Source organism: Sandaracinobacteroides sp. (assembly GCF_057137845.1).
In genome coordinates this window covers 1-19,770 of record NZ_DBNHFX010000189.1, presented here as the reverse complement: position 1 = coordinate 19,770, position 19,770 = coordinate 1, and the positions used below count along the sequence as shown (strand labels likewise).

17 protein-coding genes are annotated in these 19,770 nt (G+C 65.3%); 7 read left to right on the top strand and 10 right to left on the bottom strand.

Going from position 1 to position 19,770, the window contains the following annotated elements:
* The 4 genes from narH to AC16JP_RS10560 form a co-directional block, all read left to right on the top strand.
* A partial coding sequence (gene narH, locus AC16JP_RS10575; protein WP_484340579.1) for a nitrate reductase subunit beta occupies positions 1-1,553 on the top strand: 1,553 nt, incomplete at its 5' end.
* A complete protein-coding gene (gene narJ / locus AC16JP_RS10570; RefSeq protein ID WP_484340578.1) occupies positions 1,550-2,245 on the top strand; it encodes a nitrate reductase molybdenum cofactor assembly chaperone in 696 nt (231 codons plus the stop codon). The genes narH and narJ, both read left to right, overlap by 4 nt.
* Positions 2,245-2,973, top strand: coding sequence for a respiratory nitrate reductase subunit gamma (gene narI, locus AC16JP_RS10565; RefSeq protein WP_484340577.1), 729 nt, complete (start codon positions 2,245-2,247; stop codon positions 2,971-2,973). Before narJ ends, narI begins: the two co-directional genes overlap by 1 nt.
* 2 nt (positions 2,974-2,975) lie before the next feature.
* On the top strand, positions 2,976-3,812 hold the full coding sequence (locus tag AC16JP_RS10560; RefSeq protein ID WP_484340576.1) for a peptidylprolyl isomerase: 837 nt from the start codon (positions 2,976-2,978) through the stop codon (positions 3,810-3,812).
* Positions 3,813-3,842: 30 nt separating this feature from the next.
* Here the strand turns inward: AC16JP_RS10560 and AC16JP_RS10555 are convergent, their stop codons facing one another.
* The 6 genes from AC16JP_RS10555 to AC16JP_RS10530 all read right to left on the bottom strand — a co-directional run bounded on the left by AC16JP_RS10555 (position 3,843) and on the right by AC16JP_RS10530 (position 10,776).
* Complete coding sequence (locus AC16JP_RS10555) at positions 3,843-4,730, bottom strand: DMT family transporter (RefSeq protein ID WP_484340575.1); 888 nt, start codon at positions 4,728-4,730, stop codon at positions 3,843-3,845.
* Positions 4,731-4,764: 34 nt separating this feature from the next.
* Positions 4,765-5,898: an epoxide hydrolase family protein gene (locus tag AC16JP_RS10550; protein WP_484340574.1), complete on the bottom strand. Its 1,134-nt coding sequence runs from the start codon at positions 5,896-5,898 to the stop codon at positions 4,765-4,767.
* Positions 5,895-7,511, bottom strand: coding sequence for a GMC family oxidoreductase (locus tag AC16JP_RS10545; protein ID WP_484340573.1), 1,617 nt, complete (start codon positions 7,509-7,511; stop codon positions 5,895-5,897). The genes AC16JP_RS10550 and AC16JP_RS10545 overlap by 4 nt, the downstream gene beginning before the upstream one ends.
* Positions 7,512-7,608: 97 nt before the next feature.
* Positions 7,609-8,568 carry an NAD(P)H-dependent flavin oxidoreductase gene (locus AC16JP_RS10540; RefSeq protein ID WP_484340572.1) on the bottom strand — a complete coding sequence of 320 codons (960 nt, stop codon included), beginning with the start codon at positions 8,566-8,568 and terminating at the stop codon, positions 7,609-7,611.
* Positions 8,569-8,575: 7 nt separating this feature from the next.
* Positions 8,576-9,787, bottom strand: a complete 1,212-nt coding sequence (locus AC16JP_RS10535) for an NAD(P)/FAD-dependent oxidoreductase (protein WP_484340571.1) — start codon at positions 9,785-9,787, stop codon at positions 8,576-8,578.
* Positions 9,784-10,776 carry an isoaspartyl peptidase/L-asparaginase family protein gene (locus tag AC16JP_RS10530; protein WP_484340570.1) on the bottom strand — a complete coding sequence of 331 codons (993 nt, stop codon included), beginning with the start codon at positions 10,774-10,776 and terminating at the stop codon, positions 9,784-9,786. Before AC16JP_RS10530 ends, AC16JP_RS10535 begins: the two co-directional genes overlap by 4 nt.
* Before the next feature lie 202 nt (positions 10,777-10,978).
* Here AC16JP_RS10530 and AC16JP_RS10525 point away from each other — a divergent pair, with 202 nt between their 5' ends.
* The gene (locus AC16JP_RS10525) at positions 10,979-13,024 is read left to right on the top strand and encodes a S9 family peptidase (RefSeq protein WP_484340569.1); all 2,046 of its coding nucleotides are present in this window, start codon (positions 10,979-10,981) and stop codon (positions 13,022-13,024) included.
* Positions 13,024-13,419: an acyl-CoA thioesterase gene (locus AC16JP_RS10520; RefSeq protein WP_484340568.1), complete on the top strand. Its 396-nt coding sequence runs from the start codon at positions 13,024-13,026 to the stop codon at positions 13,417-13,419. Before AC16JP_RS10525 ends, AC16JP_RS10520 begins: the two co-directional genes overlap by 1 nt.
* 13 nt (positions 13,420-13,432) lie before the next feature.
* Here AC16JP_RS10520 and AC16JP_RS10515 read toward each other — a convergent pair whose 3' ends face one another.
* Together AC16JP_RS10515 and AC16JP_RS10510 are read right to left on the bottom strand one after the other, a co-directional pair.
* Entirely contained in the window at positions 13,433-14,194 is a 762-nt protein-coding gene (locus tag AC16JP_RS10515; RefSeq protein WP_484340567.1) for a tetratricopeptide repeat protein, read from the bottom strand.
* Positions 14,191-14,931 (bottom strand): alpha/beta fold hydrolase, encoded by a 741-nt coding sequence (locus tag AC16JP_RS10510; RefSeq protein ID WP_484340566.1) that lies wholly within the window; start codon positions 14,929-14,931, stop codon positions 14,191-14,193. Before AC16JP_RS10510 ends, AC16JP_RS10515 begins: the two co-directional genes overlap by 4 nt.
* Positions 14,932-14,986: 55 nt before the next feature.
* Between AC16JP_RS10510 and recQ the strand changes: the two genes are divergently transcribed.
* The gene (gene recQ / locus AC16JP_RS10505; protein ID WP_484340565.1) at positions 14,987-16,774 is read left to right on the top strand and encodes a DNA helicase RecQ; all 1,788 of its coding nucleotides are present in this window, start codon (positions 14,987-14,989) and stop codon (positions 16,772-16,774) included.
* Between the two features lie 32 nt (positions 16,775-16,806).
* Here recQ and cobT read toward each other — a convergent pair whose 3' ends face one another.
* Both cobT and AC16JP_RS10495 read right to left on the bottom strand, forming a co-directional pair.
* Positions 16,807-18,663 carry a cobaltochelatase subunit CobT gene (gene cobT / locus AC16JP_RS10500; RefSeq protein ID WP_484340564.1) on the bottom strand — a complete coding sequence of 619 codons (1,857 nt, stop codon included), beginning with the start codon at positions 18,661-18,663 and terminating at the stop codon, positions 16,807-16,809.
* Positions 18,664-18,753: 90 nt separating this feature from the next.
* On the bottom strand, positions 18,754-19,770 hold a 1,017-nt coding region (locus AC16JP_RS10495), incomplete at its 5' end, for an alkyl sulfatase dimerization domain-containing protein (protein WP_484340563.1).

Below are 19,770 nucleotides of genomic sequence, written 5' to 3'. Positions count from 1 at the left end.
AAGCCGGCAACAGCAGTCACGGAGGCAGCACAATGAAAGTACGCGCACAAATCGGAATGGTGCTGAACCTCGACAAATGCATCGGGTGCCATACCTGTTCGGTTACCTGCAAGAACGTGTGGACCAGCCGCGAAGGCGTCGAATACGCCTGGTTCAACAACGTCGAGACCAAGCCCGGCATCGGCTATCCCAAGGACTGGGAGAACCAGAAGCGCTGGAACGGCGGCTGGACGCGCACGAAGTCCGGCGCGCTGCAACCCAAGCAGGGCGGCAAATGGCGCATTCTTGCCAACATCTTCGGCAACCCCGACCTGCCTGAGATCGACGACTTCTACGAGCCGTTCACCTTTGACTACGACCACCTGAAGTCGGCGCCGGAAATGCAGGCGTTCCCGACGGCGCGCCCCCGTTCGCTGATCAGCGGCGAGCGCATGGAAAAGATCGAATGGGGCCCGAACTGGGAAGAAATCCTCGGCGGAGAGTTCGCCAAGCGCTCGAAGGATTACAACTTCGAAGGCGTGCAGAAGGAAATCTACGGCCAGTACGAAAACACCTTCATGATGTATCTGCCGAGGCTGTGCGAGCACTGCCTCAACCCGGCCTGCGTTGCGTCGTGCCCGTCGGGCGCGATCTACAAGCGCGAGGACGACGGTGTCGTGCTGATCGATCAGGAAAAGTGTCGTGGCTGGCGGATGTGCGTGTCCGGCTGCCCTTACAAGAAGATCTATTACAACTGGTCGACCGGCAAATCCGAAAAGTGCACCCTTTGCTATCCGCGCCTCGAAAGCGGCCAGCCTACGGTGTGTTCGGAAACCTGCGTCGGCCGCATCCGCTATCTTGGCGTCATGCTGTATGACGCCGACCGGATCGCCGAAGCCGCCAGCGTCGAGAATGAAAAAGACCTCTACGACGCGCAACTCGGCGTTTTCCTCGACCCGAACGACCCCGACGTGATCGCGGCCGCCCGTGCCGAGGGCGTGCCCGAGGACTGGATCAAGGGCGCGCAACGGTCGCCGATCTGGAAGATGGCGATGGAATGGAAGATCGCCTTCCCGCTGCACCCCGAATACCGGACGCTGCCGATGGTCTGGTATGTGCCGCCGCTGTCGCCGATCCAGAACGCTGCCGAAGCGGGCCGGATTTCCGCCAAGGACAACATGCCGGACGTCGCCTCGCTGCGTATTCCGGTGCGGTATCTTGCCAACATGCTGACCGCAGGCGACGAAGCGCCGGTGGTTTCCGCGCTCGAGCGGATGCTGGCGATGCGGGCCTACATGCGGTCGAAAACGGTCGATGGCGTCGTCAATCTGGGCGTCGCCCAGAAGGTCGGGCTGGTGCCGCAGCAGATCGACGAGATGTATCAACTGCTCGCCATCGCCAACTACGAGGATCGCTTCGTCATCCCGACGACGCACCGCGAGCTGGTCGAGGACGCCTATGATCTGCGCAGCGGTTGCGGCTTCACCGACGGCAACGGTTGTTCTTCGGGCCATTCCGGCGAATCGCTGTTCAGCAGCAAGAAGTTCCGCAGCCCGCAGGAGTTCATCTCGTGAGGACGTTCAAAGCCCTCTCGGCCCTGCTCACCTATCCGACGGCCGAGCTTCAGGAAGCGGTCCCCGCCATCCGCGAAGCCCTGGCCGAAGGTGTGCTGCCGGCAGCCGCCGTCAGCACGATGGAGCCGTTGCTGGCGTCGCTCGCGGCCGACGATCTCTATGATCTGCAGGAGCGCTTCGTCCTGCTGTTCGACCGGTCGCGCACCCTGTCGCTCAATCTGTTCGAGCACATCCACGGCGAAAGCCGTGACCGGGGCGGCGCGATGGTTGATCTGCTGGAAACCTACCGCGCAGGCGGCTTCGACCTTACCGGCCCCGAACTGCCCGACCACCTTCCGGTCCTGCTGGACTATCTGTCGACCCGTCCGCTGGCCGACGCGCACGACATGTTGTCGGGCGCCGGGCATATCCTTGTGGCGCTTGCCGAACGACTGGGCCGCCGCAGCACGCCCTATGCGGCAGTGCTGGAAGCGCTTGCCGCCTTTTCCGCCGCCAGCGCCGACACCGAGGAAGCGCAGACGCTGCTTGCTGAAAACGACGATGATCCGAACGATCTCGTCGCGCTCGACGCCGTATGGGAGGAGGCGCAAGTCACCTTCGGACCTGACCCGAATGCCGGTTGCCCCGCCAGCCGTGACATTCTCGCCCGCATGGATCGCGCGGCAGCACCCCAATCGAACAGGAGGCCGTGATGCACAATTTCTTCTTCGGCATCTATCCGTACATCGCCCTCACCGTGATGGTGGCTGTCAGCGCCGCCCGTTATGACCGTGATCCGTTCAGCTGGAAGTCGCGATCCAGCCAGCTTCTGCGGAAAAAGCAGTTCGTGCTGGGGTCGGTGCTGTTTCACGTCGGCATTCTGGCGATCTTCGCCGGCCACTTCGTCGGCCTGCTGACGCCCATTCAGGTGTTCGATTTCTTCGGCATCACCCACGAAGCAAAGCAGATTCTGGCCATCGTCGCCGGTGGCGTCGCCGGGCTGATGACGCTGGTTGGCGGCACCATCCTGCTGATGCGGCGCCTGACCGATCCACGCATCCGCGCCAATTCGAATCTTGCCGACACCGGCATCATGGTTCTGCTGATGGCGCAGCTCGTGCTCGGCCTCGGCACGATCGCCATTTCGCTCCAGCACCTCGACGGCGAGGAAATGGTCAAGTTCATGAACTGGGCGCAGGCGATCATCTACATGCGCGGCGGCGCGGCTGATTACATCGTCGACGTGCACCCGCTGTTCAAGGCGCACATCCTGCTGGGTCTGACGATCTTCCTGCTGTTCCCGTTCACCCGTCTGGTGCACATCCTGTCGGCGCCGGTCAGGTATCTGTGGCGGCCTGGCTATCAGATCGTCCGCTCGCGCCGTGGTGCCAAGCCCGCGCTTTCCGGCGTGTCGCCGATGCATCAGCATACGGAGCGTTGAACATGAAGGTGCAACGCAACGTAACGCCGCCGGTTCCGGTAAGCGTGAACGGAGTGGTGATCGACACGCAGGCGATCGGCGCCGAAGCGCAGAACCACCCGGCTCCGAAGGGCAAGCCGGGCTGGGCATGGAAGGCAGCAGCGCGCGCACTGGTGGTGCGTGAACTGCTGTTGCAGGAAGCCCGCGCCCGGCAGATCGCCCCCTCCCCCGCCGAAATCGAGGAAGGCCTCTGGGAAACCGACGACGAGGCGCTGATCCGGCAGTTGCTGGACGAAGCGATCCAGCCGTCCGCCATCGACGAGGATGCCCTGCGCGCGATCTACGATGCGCATCCCGAACGGTTCCACGGGCCATCACTGTTCGAAGCCGCGCACATCCTGTTCGCGGCAGCGCCGGGCGACACGCAGGCCCGCACACAGGCCAAGGCGCGCGCCGAAGTGGTGCTGGCCGGCCTGCGCCGCGAACCGCGCCGCTTTGCCGAACTTGCGGCGGAACACAGCGCCTGCTCGTCGCGGACCAGCGGCGGAATGTTGGGGCAAGTCGCATCCGGAGACACAGTCGCCGAGTTCGAGGCCGCGCTCTGCACGATGGAGGAAGGCGCGTTTTGCGACGCCCCCGTCGAAACCCGCTACGGCTTCCACCTGATCCGCCTCGACGCGCGCGCGCATGGCGCGGTTCTCCCCTATGAGGCCGTTGCCGGCGAACTGCGGCAGGCGCAGGAAAAAGCCGGCTGGGTTCGCGCCAGCCGCGCCTATGTCGACAGCCTGCTTGCACAGGCAGAAGTAACGGGCATCGACATCCATGAACGGTTCGGTGAAGCCCCGCGCGCGGTTTCCTGAATGAAACACCAGGTGCTGGTCAGGCCGCCATCAGCGCCTGACCAGCACCAGTGCGGCAGACAGGATCGCCGCCCCCAGAAGTTCGACCGACCCCATGGTTTCCCCGAACCAGATCCAGCCGATCGTCGCCGACAGCATCGGCTGCACCAGCAGCCCCACGCCAATCACCGATGCGGGCAGCAGCCCGCTGGCGAACACCAGCAGCCCCTGCCCCACCAACTGGCTGGACATCGCCAGCGCCAGCAACGGCCACCAGTCCGTCGGCCAGAATGCGCCGGGCATCGCCAGCGCGACCGGCAGCAACAGCGCCGCACTGGCAGCCGTGCTGAGGCTGAGCAGCGTGGCTGTGGAAAGCCGGCCCCGAAGCCGCATCACCACGATCAGATAGCCGGTATAGAAACCCGCAGCCAAAAGGCACAGCAGGTCACCAACCAGATGTTCGCGGTTCAGTTCAGCCGACGCACCCAGCAGCATCGCGGTTCCGGTGGCCGCCATCGCCAGCGCCAGCAGCTTCGACCGCTCGACCCGTTCCCAGCCCATGCACATCGCCCAGCCTGCCAGCATGAACGCGGCGCCGTTCCCGAACAGGGTTGCGTTCGCCATCGTCGTGCGGACGATCCCCAGGTGCCATGTGCCCAGATCAGCCGCGAAAAACACGCCGGCCAGCAGCCCCAGCGCAACCGGCAAGCCGCGCAGCGGCGCAGCCGAAACCTGCCGTCGCCGTTCGACAACGGCGATCAGCAGCAGCACCGGCAACGCCAGCCCCATCCGCCAGAATGCGGAAGAAACCGGCGAAACATCGGCCAGGCGCACCAACAGCGGCCCCAGCGCAAGGCAGGCGGAACCGAATATAAGTGCGGCGAACGGCAGCGCAGGCAGGGCATGGCCAGCCTCGGCGCGGTTGGAGGCAGGGGGCATGGCGCCACCCCCTAAACCATTGCACGGTGCGCGGCTACCCGAGGCTGCCTGCGAACGACCTTAAGTCGGCCAGCAGCAATTCCGGTTCTTCCAGGCCGATGAAGTGGCCGCCGCGCGGCATGTCGGTCCAGTGGACGACATTATACCCGCGCTCGACCATGGCACGCGGCGGGAAAGCCAGCAGATCATAGGGGAAGCTGGCAACGCCGGTCGGCACTGAAACGCGCTGCCCTGCCGGCATGGTGAACCCGCCTTCAAGGATCATCCCGCGATAGATCCACGTCGCCGACAGGAATGTCCGTGTCGTCAGGTAGATCATGATCGTATCGAGAAGGGTGTCCATCGGGAACGGCGGGTCGATCGCGCGTTTCGACAGATCCGACCACGCGCAGTATTTTTCAGCAAACCACGCCGCGACGCCCATCGGGCTGTCCATCAGCGCGAAACCCAGCGTCTGCGGCTTGGTGGACTGGATCGCCAGATAGCCGGTTTCCGCCATCCGCACCATCGCCGCCTTTTGCAGCCAGGTGCGTTCGGCTTCGTTCGACGGCTCCATGTCGGCGGGGCGCAGGCCAAAGCCGTTCAGATGGATTGCGCGCACATCACCGCAGTCGAGGCCCAGCCAGCCGCCGATCACGCAACCCCAGTCTCCACCCTGATAGAGATACCGAGAATAGCCCAGCGCCTGCATCAGCCGGGCATACAGCGCCGCCACCGCGCGCGGCCCGATCGGGGATTTGGGCCGGTCGCTCCATGCATAGCCGGGAAGCGACGGCGCAACGACGTGAAACGCCGGTTGCGCCGGGTCCTCGGGTTCCGCAAGCCTTGCGTACAGCGCCTCGAACTCAAGGATCGAACCGGGCCAGCCGTGCGCGATCAGCAGCGGCCGGGCGTCGGCCCGGCTTGATCGCAGGTGGATGCAATGCAGCGAAAAGCCCGGCTCCACCTCTACCCGTGCGTGCGGCAGGCGGTTGATACGGGCGACGGTCGCACCCCAGTCGTAGTTTTGCAGCCAATGTTCGCGCAGCCGCTCCATATAGTTGCGGTTGGCGCCATGTTCCCAGTTGTGGCCCTCCGGCTCCTCGAAGAAGCGGAACTCCTCGACGCGCTTGCGGATCCACGCCGCTTCGGCGGCGTTTTCGGGAACGCTGAAGGGGGTCGCGCTCATGCGGCCCGCCTTGCACCGGCCTTTTGCTCCTGCCGGATCTGATGGGCGATCTTTTCGGCGATCATGATCGTCGGCGCATTGGTGTTGCCGGAAATCAGGAACGGCATGATCGACGCATCGACGACCATCAGTCCTTCCACGCCGTTCACATGCAGGTCGATGCCGGTAACGGCGTCGGCGTCAGGCCCCATCCGGCAGGTGCCGACCGGGTGATAGATGGTTTCGCCCCACGCGCGCAGTTTCTCAAGCACGGCGGCGCCCGACACCCCTTCGCCCGGCCAGACTTCGCCGGAATTATAGCGGGCAAGGGCCGGTTCGCGGCCGATCGCGCGGGCGATCTCGATCCCCTTCAGGATGGTTTCCACGTCCTCAGGGGCGGACAGGTAATTGGGGTCGATCGCCGGATGGGCGGCCGGGTCCGGCGATTTCAGCCACAATGATCCACGGCTTTCCGGACGAACCTGGCAGACGTGCACCTGGAAACCATGTTCCGGCAACAGTCCGCCCACCCCATGGGCGTTGGCCTTGGCCGGCATGAAGTGCATCTGGATATCCGGGGCGGCAAGGCCGGGGCGGGTGGACACGAACGCGCCGGCCGGCGTTGGCATGTAAGCGGCCGAGCCTTCCTTGCGCAGCATCCAGTTCAGGCCGGTCCACAGCTTCACCAGCGGGCTGGTGTTGGCATTCAGCGTGATCGGCGCGTTGCACTTCCACTGCACCAGCACGTCCAGATGGTCTTGCAGATTCTGGCCCACCTGCGCGCGATCGGCGACGACACCGATCCCCAGCCCCTGCAGGTGTGCAGCAGCGCCGATACCCGACAGCATCAGCAGTTGCGGCGAATTGATTGCGCCGCCTGCAAGAATGATGCGCCTGCCGCGTGTGATCTGGCCGCCCGTCCATGCAACGCCCGTTGCGCGCCTGCCTTCGAAGATCACCCGTTCGGCCAGCGCGCCGGTGATGATCTTCAGGTTCGGCCGGCGTCGAACCTCGTCGTTCAGGTAGCCGCGCGCCGTGGACCAGCGCTTGCCGCCGCGAACGGTCGAGTCGTAGCTTCCGGCCCCCTCCATCTGCGGGCCGTTGAAATCGTCGGTATGGGGAAGGCCATGCTGGACCGCCGCATCGATGAAGGCCTGATTCAGCTTGTTGGGCGACATTCTGGTGCCGGTCGCCAGCGGGCCGCCGGTGCCGTGCCATTCGCTGGCGCCGCGTTCCGAATCCTCGGAGTTGCGGAACCATGGCAGCACATCAGCCCATCCCCATCCCGTGCAGCCGATCTGCGCCCAGCGGTCATAGTCGCTGGCGTGGCCGCGAATATAAACCATGCCGTTGATCGACGACGATCCGCCCAGCGTCTTGCCGCGCGGCCAATACAGCCGACGGCCGTTCAGGTGCGCCTGCGGTTCCGTCCAGTAACCCCAGTTCACCTCGCTGTTTTTTTCGGGCGGGATGATTTCGCCAAGACCGGCCGGCATATGGATCATCATCGACGTGTCGTTGCCGCCGGCTTCCAGCAGTGCGACGCGGGTGCCCGCATCTTCGGTCAGCCGGCTGGCCAGCGCGCAGCCGGCCGAACCGGCACCAACGATCACGAAATCGAAGATGTCTTCCATATATGCTCTCCCACTCCGCCATTGCGGAACCCGAAGAGCAGACTAGCGGCCGCCAAAGGCAGCCGCCACCCTCATCAATTGTCGCGGTCAGCCGCTCTCAGGCGTAGGTGTTGCTGATGTCGGCGAGGCGCGCGCGCGCCTGCACATATTCAGCCTTCAGGCGGGCGATCATTTCCGCCGCCGAAGTCACGGATTTCACGGCGCCGATCCCCTGCCCGGAACCCCAGATGTCGCGCCAGGCCTTCACCTTCATGTTACCGCCCGAACCGAAGTTCATCGTCGAATAGTCGCCCTTGGGCAGATTGTCCGGATCGAGACCGGCCGCCACGATCGACGGGCGCAGATAGTTGCCGTGCACGCCGGTGAACAGGTCAGAATAAACGATGTCCGACGCATTTCCTTCGACAATCGCCTGCTTGTAGCGTTCGTCGGCATGGGCTTCCTGCGTCGCGATGAAGGCAGTCCCCATATAGCCGAAGTCCGCACCTGCTGCCTGCGCTGCAAGAACGGCGCTGCCGGTTCCCATCGCGCCCGAAAGCGCCAGCGGGCCATCGAACCATTCGCGGATTTCCGAAACCAGCGCGAATGGCGACAAGGTGCCCGCATGGCCGCCGGCACCGGCGGCAACCGCAATCACCCCATCCGCGCCCTTCTCGATCGCCTTGCGGGCGAACCGGTCGTTGATGACATCGTGCAGCACGACGCCGCCATAGCTGTGCACGGCCGCGTTCACTTCCTCGCGCGCGCCCAGCGAGGTGATGACGACCGGCACCTTGTATTTCACCACCAGTTCAAGGTCCGCCATCAGGCGGTCATTCGACTTGTGGACGATCAGGTTGACGGCATAGGGCGCGTCCTTGTCGGTCAGTTCCGACGACAGTCGCTGGAGCCACTCCTCGAACTGCGGCAGCGGGCGGGCGTTCAGGCTGGGGAAGCTGCCGATCACGCCTGCCCTGCACTGCGCGATCACCAGATCCGGGTTCGAGATGATGAACAGGGGCGAGCCGATCAGCGGCAGTTGCATACGTGAAAGAAGCTTCTGTGTAGCGGGGTGCATGTTTTGCCTATCCATCCATCTGTTTCAGGGGAACTGAACTGTCCGCCAGCAAGGCTGCCGGGATACGGGCGCCGCGCTCGACGAGCGCCTTGCCCTGAACATAGTCACGCGGGGCGCTGATGCAGTCGAGCGCAACCACTGCGCCACCCCGCAAATATACGAGCGACCATCCGGGGGCCGTCCGGTCACCGCGCACCACCCATTCGTCGTGGCCCGTGGAAAGCCCCACCGTCTGGAGCTTCAGGTCATACTGGTTCGACCAGAACCACGGGCATGCGTCATGCGGTCGCGCATTGTCGCCGTGAACGATGTGCGCTGCTGCCGCCTTCGCCATGTCGACTGCGTTCTGCACCGATTCCAGCCGCACCAGCGCGTTACCGGCAAAGCGGCTGCGGTACGACGCGCAGTCCCCCACAGCATAAACGTCGGGCAGGGCGGTGCGGCAATGGCCGTCCACCTCGAGCGCGTCGACGCCAAGCGGCGCGATCGACGGCACCATGCCGACGCCCGCGATCACCACGTCCGCCGCCAGTTCGCGTCCGTCGGCCAGTTCGACTGCCCGCACCCGATCCTCGCCCGCAATTGCGCTGACGACTGCGCCCGTCAGCACCTCGACACCGTGGCCACGGTGCGCCGCCAGCAGAAAATCCGAAACCGGCCCTGCCGAAACCCGCGACAGAAGCCCAGGCTGGGCTTCAACGACGGTTACGTCTTTGCCAAGCCCGCGCAGCACGGCCGCAGCCTCCAGCCCGATATAGCCGCCGCCGACGATCACCACCCGTGCAGCCGTGTGCAGGTCGGACCGAAGATTGTCGCAGTCGTGGCGGGTGCGGATGCTGTGCACCCCGCCCAGATCGCCGCCGGGGCACGACAACCGGCGGGCATGGCCACCGGCGGCCCAGACCAGCCTGCCGAACCGATGGGCGCCCCCCTCGGCGGTGAAGGCTGTGTGCCCCTCTACGCGGACAACCTGCGCCGAAGGAACGATCCTGACGTGCCGTTCCGCCCAGAAGGCGTGCGGCCGCAGCAGCAGCCGTTCAGGCGTTCGCTGCCCGGCCAGATAGTCCTTGGAAAGCGGCGGCCGTTCATAGGGCAGGTCGGCTTCCTCGCCCAGCATGGTGATCGTGCCGGCAAAGCCTTCCTGCCGCAGCGATAGCGCCGCCTGGGCGCCGGCCTGCCCGGTGCCGACGATCAGAACATCGGATTCGCCGACAGTCATTCGTCGCCGTAGATCCTGATTTCATGCAGGCCCGACGCGCTGGCCCGGCCCCGGTACATGCCTTCCGAATTGAAGCTGAACAGCGGGTCGCCGGTGGGCGGCACTACGATCACGCCGCCGTCACCGCCGATCTTCGCCACTTCGGCAAGTGCTGCATCGGCCGACGCCTGCAGCGGCTGGTTGCCGAACATCGACCTGTCGCAGATCTGCGAGGCGACACGGGTGCGGATGAACATTTCACCCGAACCGGTGGCGGAAACCGCCGCGCAACGATTGTCGGCCAATGTGCCGGCGCCGATCACCGGCGTATCCCCGACGCGCCCCGGCGCCTTGCCGGTCAGCCCGCCGGTCGAGGTTCCGGCCGCGAGGTTGCCCTTGGCATCCCGCGCGACGGCGCCAACGGTACCCATGCGGTATTCCGCCGGAAGCCCAAGGCTGGCGCCCTTGTTCTGGAACTTCAGGTCCTGCAACTGCTTCTTGCGCCGTTCGGTGATGAAATAGCTGTTGGGAACCTGCGTAAGGCTGTTCGCACGTGCATAGCCATCCGCCGCCGACCCGGCGAGGAACACATGCGGCCCCTTGTCCATCAGCGTGCGCGCCAGCGTGACCGGGCTTCGGGTGGTGGTAACCCCGGTAACGGCGCCCGCCTTCAGCGTTTCGCCGTCCATGGTCGCGGCGTCCAGCTCGACGGTTCCGGCCGATGTCAGCACTGCACCGACGCCCGCATTGAACAGCGGCGAAGCCTCCATCCGGGTGATCGCTGCAACGACAGCGTCGGTCGCGGTGCCGCCGGCCTTCAGGATGTTCTCGCCGGCTTGCAGCGCTTCATCGAGCGCGGCGCGGTAGGCGCGGTCCTCCTCGGGCTTCATTTCGTTGCGGGTGATGACCCCGGCGCCGCCATGGATGGCGATTGCCCAGTCTGCGGCGGATGCAGGCGTGACGCCGACGAGGCCCGCGGCAACCGCAGGCAAGAGAGCACGGATTCGCATGCACCACGCATAGCGGCTGGCCGGGCCGATGCAATTGCCGATTCCGCCAGCCCGTTTTGCCAAGGCCCGGCAATCTGGCCATACCCGGTTCGTGAAACATGCTTTAGGAACATGATCCATGGACCGTCGCACATTCGTGGGCAGCACGATCGCCTGCGCTCTCCCCGCCTCCAGCCTCCTCGCCCAGAACCGAAAGCCACATATGAAACCTCCCGTCGCGCGCCGCGAAATCCTGAAAACAACATTGCACGGCATCACCATCGAAGACCCTTATGCCTGGCTGCGCGATCCTGATTATCCCAAGGTCGATACGCCCGAGATTCTTGCCTATCTGAACGCCGAGAACGCCTATTTCGACGATCGCATGCAGGATGCGGCGCAACTGCGCGACACCATCTTCGCCGAACTGAAGGGCCGCGTGCAGGAAGACGATGCCGCAGTTCCTTGGCCAGACGGCGCCTGGCTCTACTGGTGGGCGTTTGCGCCGGGCAGCCAGTATCGCAACTGGTTCCGCAAGCCGCGAAACGGTGGCCCGGATGAACTGCTTCTTTCCGAACAGAAGGAAGCGCAAGGCAAGGACTATTTCCGCCTCGGCGCCTTCACAGTCTCGCCCGATGGCAAGCGACTGGCATGGTCGGCGGATACCAACGGCTCGGAACGGTTCGTGCTTCGTGTCCGCGATCTGGCTACCGGGCAGGATATCGCCACAATCGCCGACGACAGCCTTGGCGACGTTGCATGGTCTGCCGGTTCAGACGCGATCCTCTGGACGCAGGTCTCTGCCGAGTGGCGCACCAAGAAGGCGTTTCTCTATCAGATGACCGCTGCGAAGTCGGCCCTCGTCTGGGATGAACCGAACGAAACCTTCGTCCTCCAGGTCTCGAAGACGCAGGATGGCCGTTTCCTGCTGATCGACGGCGGAGCGCAGGTTTCAAACGAAATCCGCATGCTTTCCGCCACCGACCCTGCCGGGCCGCTGCAACTGATCCGGCCCGCGCGCGACAATGTCCGCTACTCGGTCGACACGCGCGGCGACCGGTTGTTCATCCTCTGCAACGACGAACATGTGAACGGCCGGCTGGCGTCGGCGCCGCTTGCCAGCCCGGCGGCCTGGGAAACGCTGATCCCCGGATCCGACAAGGTTTATCTGCGCGGTATCACCGCGTTCACCGACTATACCGCAATCGAAGAGCGGCTGGACGGGCTGGACCAGATCCGCCTGCTGTTCCCCGACGGCAGCGAACGGCGCATCGCCTTTCCGGAACAGAGCTACACCGCCCAGCTTGGCACCAACGCCGAGGCCGACGCGCCACAGCTTCGACTGGGCTATTCCTCGATGGTCACGCCGCAGACGACGTTCGACTATGATGTTGCGAAGGCGGAACTCGCCACGCTGAAGGTGCAGAAGATCCCGTCCGGCTATGATCCCTCGGCCTATGAAACGGTGCGGCTCTATGCGCCGGCCCGCGATGGTGCGCGGATTCCGGTGTCGGTGGTCTATCGCAAGGGTTATCGGCGCGACGGTTCGCAGCCGCTGCATGTCTATGGCTATGGCGCCTATGGCATCGCGATGGCGCCGGCCTTCTCCGCCAACCGGCTGTCGCTGCTCGATCGCGGCTTTGCCTATGCCATCGCCCATATCCGTGGCGGCGACGACATGGGCTATCAATGGTATCTGGACGGCAAACTGGACAAGCGCGCCAACCCGTTCAACGATTTTGTCGATGCAACCCGGTTCCTGAACGCCAGCGGGTTCAGCCGCGCCGGGCGCAACAGCGCCTCCGGCGGTTCGGCGGGCGGCTGGCTGATGGGCGCAGTCGTCAATCAGGCGCCGGAACTGTGGGGCGCGATCGTCGCGCATGTGCCGTTCGTCGACGTCGTCAACACCATGCTCGACGACACCCTGCCGCTGACACCGGGCGAATGGCCGGAATGGGGCGACCCCCGCAACGACGTGAAGGTGCTGCAACGCCTGATCGACCTTGCGCCTTATGAACAGACGGTCGCGCGCAATTATCCGCCGATGCTGATCACCGGCGGCCTGCACGATCCGCGCGTCACCTACTGGGAGCCTGCGAAATGGGCGGCGCGGCTGCGCGCCGTCAAAACCGACGACAACCTGCTGCTGCTGAAGATCAACATGGGCGCGGGCCATGGCGGCAAATCGGGCCGCTTCGACCGCCTTCTGGAAGTGGCCGAGGAATACGCCTTCATCCTGATGGCGCTGGACGGCCGGGCAAAACAATAATGCCTGCTCCGTTCAGGATGCCGCTCTGCCCAGCCGCCGCCGACATCGATGAAAACGGCCATGTGAACAACATCGTCTATGTGCGGTGGCTGCAGGACGTGGCGACCGCGCACTGGGCCGCCGTCGCACCGGCCGACGCGCAGGCGCGCTATCTCTGGGTCATATCGCGGCAGGAAATCGACTATCGCGCCCCCTCGTTCGACGGCGAGGAACTGACCGCCGAAACCTGGGGCGAAAACCCGAAAGGCGCGCGCTTCGATCGCTGTACCTGCATCCGTGGGCCGGACGGAAGCATCCGGCTGGAAGCGCGCACCACTTGGGTGATCGTCGACCGCGAACTGCAACGCCCCGCCCGGCTGCGGCCGGAACTCGTCGGCCTGTTTCTGCGCGACTGAGGCCGCCGCTGCGTCAGCGCGGGTTGTCAGCCAGCGCCTTTGCCGCGAATTTACCGGCCTGTTCGGCAGGCGCCGTGTCGACCGCGCGCTGCCAATACCCGCGCGCGGCTTCCGGCTTGCCGTCGGCGGCCTCGATGTTGCCCTGCTCGAAGGCGATGTCGGCGTCGGTTGGGGAAAGCGTTGCTGCGCGGGCTATATCGGCTCTGGCGCGGTCGATGCGCTTTTCGCGCCGTGCCAGAGCCGCCGACAAAAGCCATGCATCGGCGTCGTTGTCATCCAGCTTCAGCGCGCGATCGAGATCGACGCGCGCAGCCGCAAGGTCGGCTATCTCGACACGCGCACGCGCCCGGTCGATCAGCAGGCTTGCCGTGGCATCCGGCGCTGGACCACCCGCCGCTTTCAGCCCGGCGTCGAAGTGGGCGATGGCGCCCTTCATGTCTCCGGCAAGCATCGCGGCGTTTCCTGCCTGCCCCCAGAAATCCGCTGCAAACGGGCTTTTCGCGGTTTCCGCCGCCAACGCCGCCGCCGCAAGCGTGGAAGCCGCAGCCGCATTCTTCCCCAGCTTCAACTGCGCCAGTGCAAGGCAGTGGCGCGCCGGAAGCCCGCCCCCCAGCGCCTGCCACTGGGTCGCAAAATCCTCGACCTTGCGGGCGTCGGCCTCAAGCGCGCGCACGCAGCCATCATAGCGCTTTGAATCGAGCGACGGGTCATAGCGTTCCTGCGCCAGCGCGGGTGCCGCCACCAGCAGCAGAGCAAGCGAAACGGCAATCTTCATGGCACGAGACTTTCGAGCGTCCGCTCAAGCAGGGCAAGCCCGGCCGGAGACGACAGGCGGTGGTCGCCCGCCTTTACCAGCGTCAACTGAACGTCGGTTGACCGGATGGCCGCCATCAGCCGCTGCGAAACCGCCCACGGCACATCCTCATCCGCCTCTCCGTGGAGGAGCCTGACCGGCATATCCAGCGGAATTTCGCGATCCAGCAGGCAGGCGGTTTGGGCATCGTCGATCAACGCCCGGCAATAGCGATACGGGCTGTCGGCATAGGCAGAGGGCCTCGTGGTGAAACCCTGATGCGCAAGCTGGTCGATGTCGTCCTGCGCAATTGCAAGGCCCCAGCGGGTGAAGTCGGGCGCCGCCGCAACGCCGACCAGCGCCGCTACCCGGTCGGGGCAGCCAAGCGCCAGATGCAGCATCACCCAGCCCCCCATCGACGAGCCGACCGGAACCAGTTGGCCCGGCGCAAGCGCATCGGCAACCAGCCGCGCGTCGGCAGCCCAGCGGCGGATCGAGCCGTCTTCGAACCGGCCCCCGGAAAGCCCGCAGCCGGAATAGTCCAGCAACAGGCACTGCCGTCCGGTGCGGGCCGCCCAGTCGATCAGGTGGCCTGCCTTGGTGCCCGACATGTCGGACATGTATCCCGGCAGGAACAGAAAGGTCGGCCCGCTGCCGCGTTGCAGACGGGCTGCAAGGCGCACCCCGTCCGGGCGATCGATCATGTGGGTTTCAGCCATGGCGTATGTCCTAACGCAGGTTGCGCCCACCGCGAAAGACGGCAAACAAGCCGGCATGATTCGTTCGCCGCTCGATACACTGCACCATGTTTTCGGCTTTGCGGCGTTCCGGGGCGTGCAGGCGCAGGTGATCGATGATGTGATGGGCGGGCACGACGTTGCGCTGGTGATGCCCACGGGTGCCGGAAAATCGCTTTGCTATCAGGTGCCTGCGATCTGCCGGGAAGGCTGCGGCATCGTGGTGTCGCCGCTGATCGCGCTGATGGCGGATCAGGTCCGGGCGCTGGAAATGGCGGGCGTCAGGGCCGCCGCCCTCAACAGCCAGTCCGACAATGCGGCAGAAACCATGCAGGCGCTGCGCAAGGGCACGCTCGATCTTTTGTATGTGGCGCCGGAACGGGCCTCGGCCGAGGGTTTCCGCGCGCTGATCGCTGCCAGCAGGATCAGCCTGATCGCGATCGACGAGGCCCACTGCGTAAGCCAGTGGGGGCACGACTTCCGGCCGGACTACCGCCGCCTGCGCGAACTGGCCGACCTGCTGCCCGGCGTCCCGCGGATCGCGTTGACGGCAACCGCCGACGCCGTGACCCGCGCCGACATCTGCGATCAGCTTGGCATCGCGGCCGACAGGCTGCTGGTTGCAGGCTTCGACCGGCCCAATATCCGCTACCGCGTCGAAGCCAAGCGCCAGCCGGCGTCGCAACTGTCGGCCTTCGTCCGCGAACAAGGGGGCGTGGCGGGGATCGTCTATTGCCAGACACGCGCAGGCGCCGAACAGGCAGCCGCCACGCTGGCAGCGGCCGACGTCCCGGCGCGCATCTATCACGCCGGTCTTGAGGCGGGTGAACGGCAGGCTGCGCAGAAATGGTTCCAGCGCACCGAACATGGGGTGATCTGCGCCACCGTCGCGTTCGGCATGGGGATCGACAAGCCTGACGTCCGCTACGTCGTCCACATGGGGCTGCCGAAGTCGATCGAGGCCTATTATCAGGAAACCGGTCGCGCCGGGCGCGACGGCCAGCCCGCAACGGCAATGCTGTTCTGGGGGCCTCAGGATGTCGTGCTGGCGCGGCAGCGCATCACCGGTGGCGAAGCGGACGACGCCCGCAAAAGCCACGAGCTTTCGATGCTGCAACGTCTGGCCGGATGGGCGGAAACGCTTGGCTGCCGCCGCCTGCCGCTGCTGGCCCACTTCGGAGAGGACCGGCAGCAGCCCTGCGGCAACTGCGACAATTGCCTGCATCCGCCCGCCGCGCTGGACATGACCGAGGCAGCGCGCAAACTGCTGTCGGCGGTCTATCGCACCGGCCAGATCTTCGGGCTGGCGCATGTCGCCCGCGTGCTTCGCGGCGAGCACGACGAACGGGTGGAGCGCCATGGCCATGACCGGCTGGCGCTGTTCGGCATCGGCCGGGATCTGGCCGAGCGGCAATGGCTGAAGCTTGGCCGGCAACTGGAAGCGACAGGCGCCCTGACACGCGACGACAGCCACGGCGGCCTGCGGCTGGCCGGCCCGGCGCGGGCGATACTGAAGGGCGAGATACCGGTCCTCGTGCGCGAGGATGAATGGTCGCCCGCGCGGCGCACGCGCAAAGGTCGCGCCGCGCCGCGCGAAGTGAAACCCGCCGACGCATCATTGTTCGAGGCGTTGCGCCAGTGGCGGCGCGACATGGCCCTGGCGATGGATACGCCCGCGTTCGTGGTGCTGCACGACAGCGCGCTACAGGCGATTGCCGCCGTTCGCCCGAAAAGCCATGCCGAACTGGCGCGCGTGCCGGGCATCGGTGATGCAAAACTGGCGCACTTCGGCGATGCGCTGCTGGAAGTCGTCCGCAGCCACTGACCAGCACAGCCACTGGACGGCCGCGCAGACCTTCAGTCGCGTTTGCCCTTTCCCGGCGTCCCTTCCTGGAACAGGCTGGCCAACTGGTCGACCATGGCGCCGCCAAGCTGTTCCGCATCCATGATGGTTACGGCCCGCCGGTAATAGCGCGTCACGTCGTGACCGATACCGATGGCGATCAGTTCGACCGGGCTTTTCTGCTCGATCCAGGCGATCACCTGCCGCAAGTGCCGTTCGAGATAGTTGCCCGAGTTGACCGACAATGTGCTGTCGTCGACGGGGGCGCCATCGGAAATCACCATCAGGATGCGCCGGTCTTCGCGGCGGCCGATCAGCCGGTTGTGCGCCCACAGCAGCGCCTCGCCGTCGATGTTTTCCTTCAGCAGCCCTTCGCGCATCATCAGGCCGAGGTTCCGCCGCGCGCGCCGCCATGGCGCGTCGGCCTGCTTGTAGATGATGTGGCGCAGGTCGTTCAGGCGGCCCGGCTTTACGGGGCGGCTGTTTGCCAGCCACTTTTCACGCGAAAGGCCGCCCTTCCATGCGCGCGTTGTGAAGCCGAGGATTTCCGTCTTCACGCCGCAGCGCTCCAGCGTCCGGGCAAGGATGTCGGCGGAAATCGCCGCGATCGAAATCGGCCGCCCGCGCATCGAACCGGAATTGTCGATCAGCAGTGTAACCACGGTGTCGCGGAACTTGATGTCCTGCTCGACCTTGTAGCTGAGTGCATGTTCGGGCTGCACAATCACGCGCGTCAGCCGCGCCGGGTCCAGCAGGCCTTCTTCCTGGTCGAAATCCCAGCTCCGGTTCTGCTGCGCCATCAGGCGGCGTTGCAGGCGGTTCGCCAGTTTCGTCACCGCGCCCTGCAGGCTTACGAGCTGCTGGTCGAGATAGCCGCGCAAGCGGGTCAGTTCCTCGGCTTCGCACAGTTCCTCGGCAGTCACCACTTCGTCGAACTCGGTGGTGTATGCGCGATAGGCAAAGTCGGGCGGCAGCTTCGAATCGGGCAGATTGGCGCGCCAGGGCATCATGCCCTCGTCGCCTTCGTCGCCGGGCTGGGCTTCGGCCGACGCTTCGTCGTCGACTTCCATTTCCCGGCTCTCGCTCTCCTTGCCCTCGCCTTCCTGATCTTCGGCCCTGCTGTCGACCGACTGCTGCGCCTCGCCAGATTCGGAATCGTCGCCTTCTTCCTCGTCGCCCTGGCTTTCCTGTTCCTCGTCGGCGCCCTGGTCTTCCTGCTGGTCTTCTTCGGGCGCGTCGGGGTCATCGCCCATCCCGAGGTCGTGCAGCACCCGGCGGAAAGCGTCGGCAAAACCGGACTGGCTGTCGGCCGTTTCGGCAAGCTGGTCGAGATGTTCTCCGGCCAGCTCCTCGATCCGTGGGCGAATCATCTCGACCCCGGCGATTGCGGCATCCGGCACGGGTTCACCGGTCAGCCGCTCCCTGACCATCAGGCCGACGGCGGTTGCGAACGGCACTTCATCGGGCGTCCGCGCCCGAGAGATCGGATCAGATTTCAGCCGGATTTCCAGCATCTGGCGCAGATTGCTGCCGACACCCGCCATTTCGCGGCCGCCCAATGCTTCGATGCGCGCCTGCTCGGCGGCGTTCAGCATTTCACGCGGCAGGCCCTGCCCCACGTCTACTGCCGCATGGGCACGCGGGTCGTGCAGGCGGGCGCGCAGGGCGAAACTGTCGGCCCAGCCGCGCGCTTCGGCCGCCTGTTCGGGCGACAGGCTTCGCGAAGGCTGCGGAATCCTGACCTGATCGCCATGGCATGACGGCCGGTCGGCAGTGTAGCTCAGCTCGAACGCGGGCCGGCGGCCAAGCGCGCGCATCCCGGCGGCCAGTGCCTGACGAAAATCTTCGAGCGGGTTCGGTTCCTGCGGCATCGCCAAGCGGTCTAGCCGATGGCGGTGCCGGGTTGAACCCCGCGTTTTGCGCGGATCGGGCCGGCCCGATCGCTCAGCCCCGGCTGCCGGTCATTCGGCAAGGCCCATGACATCGCTCGGCACCTGGAAAGGCTTGGGCGGCGCCGGTGTCGCGCGGGCGTTACGGGTGCCGGGGAAAATCTCGAAGTCCGGCGTGAACGGCGTAAGGATCGAGCGCAACTGGTTGAACGGTTCGCGGCTGCCCTCGAAGCGGGCCTTGCCCTCGGCTTCCAGTTGCTCGAAGCTTTTCGTGCCCATCATTACCTGATCGAGGTCCGACCGGTTGAGGGTGATGGTAAGGGCAGCCTTCGGATCGGTGTAGCCCTTGATGTTGGTCAGCGTCGCGTTCGACATTTCCGCCAGATATTTCTCGCCGTTGTCCGGCGTCAGCAGGTTGATGGTCCAGCGCATGCCGTTGGCTCTGGTGCTGTCCATGCTGATGCCGAGGAAGTCCAGCCACTGGCCTGTGCTCATTGCGCGAATCACATCCGGGCTGCTGGAATTCGCGGCAACGCCTTCGGCGATGCCGGTCCGCAGTTCGGCGGCAAGTTGCAGATAGCTGTTGCGGAAACTGGTGCTCTCGTTCTGATAGCCAAGCTGTTCGAAGGCGTCAGCAAGCACGTTGCGCGCTTCCTGGTTATTCGGCTGCGCATAGACCAGATGTTGCAGGATCTCGGTTGCTTCCCGGTATTTTCCGGCGGCATTCAGTTCGCGCCCCTTCGCCACGATCGGCGCGGCGCCGCCCATCATCGACACATAGAGCGGTCCGCTGTCGGCCGGCGAAAGCGGGTTCAGGTTGGCGGGGTTGCCGTCCCAGAAGCCGAGATAGCGGTTGATCACGGCCCGAACGTTGTTGGCCACTGCCCCATGATAGCTGCGCGCCGACCATTGCTGTTCCAGGCTGGGCGGCACCTTATAGACATTCTGCACCTGATTGATGGTTACGCCCTGATTGGCCAGATGCAGGGCCTGATTGTTCATGTTGGCATAAAGGTCACGCTGCGAACGCAGCACCTCCATCACCCGCGCATTGCCCCAGCGCGGCCAACTGTGCGAGGCGAACAGCAC